Below are 3,267 nucleotides of genomic sequence, written 5' to 3'. Positions count from 1 at the left end.
ACCCTAACCCTCCCCGATGTGTTGGGGAGGGAACTAATTTTTCCGGTTTCCCCCATTTCCAAGGGGGAGATTAAGGGGGGTAATTTAACTTGTGTGTACACCGTAGCTTATTAAGAGGGGAATAAATACATCAAAATCCCCCTTTTTAAGGGGGATTTAGGGGGATCTGATTGTTCTACCTTACTTTTCCCTACTTTTTAACTAATAAATATAAATTCCACTTATTTTTTACTACTTATTTTACTGTAAATTGCTCCTGAACTTGCAGAAATATTCCCTATTTTTTAGTGTTTGAATTTTCTCCAAATCCACGCATAATAAAAACATCAAATCAAAAGATATGAAACAAGAAACTTAAATAGCGAAATGGGTACCCTCGCTTCTTCTTGATTTATTCATCAATTAATCTTAATGGAGAAACGAGCCATGATATTTACATTATCAATGATGGGAAACAGTATTAATGGTGACGATGAGGATGATGATCCAATCGTTCCACCCAATTGATATTACATCAAAAAAATTACAGCGATTTTCCTATTTATATCGCTGTTTCCATGATATTTCTCATAGCATCAAGTTTCCAAATTTCTAGTTCTGGTAAATGCCATTGAACACTTTTTAATTCTTGCTCTTGGGAATAAGATTCCAGGAATTTTCTCCAGAATATTAGAGAATTTTCTTTATCTCCTAATGCTGCTTGGACTTGTGCTAATAAGCAATAGGCTGGAGGATAATCATTTTCCAATTCTAAAGATATGAATAAATGCTGTTTTGCTAGTTCATAAAAAGTTTGCTGAAAATAAGCCCAACCAAGGTTTTTATGTAATGCAGCTTTGACTGTATTATCTTTAACCTTTGATAAAATTGGCGAAATCATTTCCACAGCAGCAGCACTATTTCCTTGTAAAATTTCCAATCGAGCTAAATTATTAATTGCCGCTTCTCCAGCCCGATTTTGATATTGTATAGCGATTTTATAATGTTTGCAAGCTGGAGTCCAATGATCTATTTTTTCGTAGGTTGCGCCCAAATTGTAATGAGCAGATGCGAAATCAGGTTTAAATTCAATTGCTAATTTTAAATAGGATAAAGCCGTGTTAAGATCGCTGTTTGAATAGTGTTGATATCCGATTTTATTCAGAGCTTTAGCAATTTGTTTTTTCTCCTGCTCATTGCAATTAAAACGCAGGATAAATTTCTTGAATTCTTCATTTATAGGTTGATTAACTGATATTAATTGTAAGACAAATTCACAGATATTATTGTCATCTTCATCTGTTATTTCTGCTATTTTATCTGTAAATTTAAGCTGGCATTCAGTTAGTAAATCAGGCTTATATTTAGCAACTAATGTCACTAACTCTGAGCGTTTATGGCGACGAATATCAGAATTTTCATTACTCAATCCAAATTTTTCACATATTCTTTCAATATGTTTTCTGACTGTAGGTTCTCCAATTTCCATAGCTGCTGCTATATCTGCATCTGTTTCTCCTGCGAGTATCCTTTGCAAGACTTCCTTCAGCCGGGTTGTCAGTTTTTCAAATATGAGTTCAAACTGTTGTTGGTTCATCTTGTCATTATATTAGTTCATTATACCAGTATTCTATCACAAATGTGACTATTTTTTAACTTATTGCTAACTTCCATCTGTTCCTAAAGCTGAGGGAAATCACATAAGATTTTACGTATCTTTCTTGAGTAAGAATGTTGATTTTTTGCTAATTCAACCAAATATGAACAATAAATTCGTTGTTTTTTGCTGTAGTACAATTGTACTTGTACAGAAAATTTACTTTGATGCGTTGACAAAAACAAGCATTTATATCACAATTGTGAATAAATATAATATGTCACAAAACTAGAATTGCAATTAACTGAGTTAAATCACGCACTCCGTACAATAAAGCAATCAACTTATCCTTGTAATACTAACTTTGCTAAAAGAGTAAATGAACCTTGAAGAAGCGATGATTACGGCTAGTGAAGCGATTGTACTGGTCGAGAAGTTATTAAAACGAGGACACTTAACAACAGTTCAAGAGATTGTATTCCGTCAATCTTGGACTGGACAGACGTACTTAGACATGGCTATAGACTCCGATTACGATCTTGGTTACATTAAAGACGTTGGCTCAAAACTCTGGCGATCGCTCTCCCAAGCTTTAGGAGAAAAAGTCACCAAAAGCAACCTGCACAAAGTCTTGCAGCGAACTCTACAGGAACAAAATATCCGCAATGGCAATGAACACTTTAATAAACAAATTGGCATTTTAAAAGCGATGGCTTTTAGTCCTGACGCTCAATTTATTGCAAGTGCTAATAATGACCATATAGTTAAAGTATGGCATCTAGCTACAGGAAAATGTGTGCAAACTCTAGAAGGACATGATGCTTGTGTGTGGAGTGTGGCTTTTCATCCCATAGATCAAATCTTAGCCACAGCAAGTGAAGATAACACAATCAAGTTGTGGAATCTGGAAACTGGATGCTGTGTACAAACGCTGAAAGTTTAAAGTTTGGCAAGTTTATCCCATCTCATTAAACGTATCTTTAAGCACAGAACGCGCTGCTAAATGATTGCGAGTAGAAGTGAGAATTTCCGCTTCTCGTTCTAAACGAGCAACTGTATCCTGTATTTCTAATAATGCTTGCTGTTCGGGAGCGACACCATAGAGATTACTAGCTATCCAATAAGATAGTTCTGTGGGTAAATCTGGTAAATCATTTGGTAGTTCAATCTCTTGTTCTGTTAACTTGGCAGAAAGACGAACTACATCCCGCAATAGTTGTTCTACATCTGAAGCTAAAGGACGTAAATCCTTAGCTGGTGGTTGATCTTCAATCCATTCTACCAAACCGACGCGATAGGGCTTTTCGCGGACATATTCTAACACCCGAAATCTTTGTTGTCCTAAAGCTAATAGCTTGATTCTGTCATCAGGTAGCCGTTGATAATGAAGAATTTCCGCACAACAACCAACATTAGCAATTGTCCCTTTGGTGGGATCAATCATCAATACGCCGAATCGGCGATCGCTCTCCAAAATCGTATTCATCATGATTCTGTAGCGAAATTCAAAGATATGTAGAGGTAATGGTCTAGTCGGAAATAGAACCACTTCGGGTAATGGGAATAGAGGTAGTTCACGCACTGCAATTTTAGAGGAAGATGTCATGGTTATTTGAGTATAAATTGTATTCTTAAAGTATTATATTTTTCTCTAATTTACCCGCACTTTGTTTATATTTTATCATTAAGAA

General features: G+C 35.5%; 3 protein-coding genes. 1 reads left to right on the top strand and 2 read right to left on the bottom strand.

Features of this window, described 5'->3' with window-relative positions; translation table 11 throughout:
• Positions 1–541 precede the first annotated feature (541 nt).
• Entirely contained in the window at positions 542–1,576 is a 1,035-nt protein-coding gene (locus tag IQ228_RS23645) for a helix-turn-helix transcriptional regulator (RefSeq protein ID WP_027402053.1), read from the bottom strand.
• A gap of 379 nt (positions 1,577–1,955) precedes the next feature.
• On the opposite strand from IQ228_RS23645, the gene IQ228_RS23640 reads away from it, so the two are divergent.
• Entirely contained in the window at positions 1,956–2,519 is a 564-nt protein-coding gene (locus tag IQ228_RS23640; protein ID WP_193964646.1) for a WD40 repeat domain-containing protein, read from the top strand.
• 12 nt (positions 2,520–2,531) lie between these two features.
• Here IQ228_RS23640 and IQ228_RS23635 read toward each other — a convergent pair whose 3' ends face one another.
• A complete protein-coding gene (locus IQ228_RS23635; protein ID WP_193964644.1) occupies positions 2,532–3,182 on the bottom strand; it encodes an LON peptidase substrate-binding domain-containing protein in 651 nt (216 codons plus the stop codon).
• Positions 3,183–3,267 lie beyond the last annotated feature (85 nt).

Origin of the sequence: Dolichospermum sp. LEGE 00246 (assembly GCF_015207865.1) — a bacterium.
Taxonomy (GTDB): domain Bacteria; phylum Cyanobacteriota; class Cyanobacteriia; order Cyanobacteriales; family Nostocaceae; genus Dolichospermum; species Dolichospermum heterosporum.
This window is presented reverse-complemented; position numbering and strand designations above follow the sequence as displayed.